Source organism: Mesorhizobium sp. GbtcB19 (genome assembly GCF_019091085.1).
Lineage (GTDB): Bacteria > Pseudomonadota > Alphaproteobacteria > Rhizobiales > Rhizobiaceae > Mesorhizobium.
Map to the genome: position 1 here is coordinate 1 of NZ_JAGXJY010000120.1, position 443 is coordinate 443.

At 63.4% G+C, this 443-nt stretch carries 1 protein-coding gene; it reads right to left on the reverse strand.

Features of this window, described 5'->3' with window-relative positions:
- The coding region (locus KVT37_RS31875; protein ID WP_217578975.1) for a VCBS domain-containing protein at window positions 1–443 on the reverse strand (443 nt) is incomplete at both ends.

Here is a 443-nt window from a genome sequence, read left to right on the forward strand (position 1 = left end):
CCGTCGGCGCTGACGACATCGAAGTTCTCGGTGTAATGCTGGCCCGCCACGAACTCATTGTGGGCGGACGACGCCGTATAGGTCCAATTGCCATCGGCATCGATCGAGAACGAGCCATAATTGCCGGCGGTGCCGGCCTGCGCGACGAAGTGCGGATCACTGTCGACGTCGGAGATGGTGAGCTGGCCACTCGTCGAGATGTCGGCGGCAGCGTCGGTCTCGGTCAGGTTGACCGAAGCGGACGACAGCACCGCTGCATCGTTGGTGCCGAGGATATCGATGGCGACCGAGGTGTGGGTGCCGTCGGCGCTGACGACGTCGAAGTTCTCGGTGTAATGCTGGCCGTCGACGAACTCGTTGTGAGCAGAGCTTGCCGTATAGGTCCACGCGCCCGCTGCATTGATGGCGAAGGTGCCGTAGTTGCCGACCGTCGCGGCCTGGGC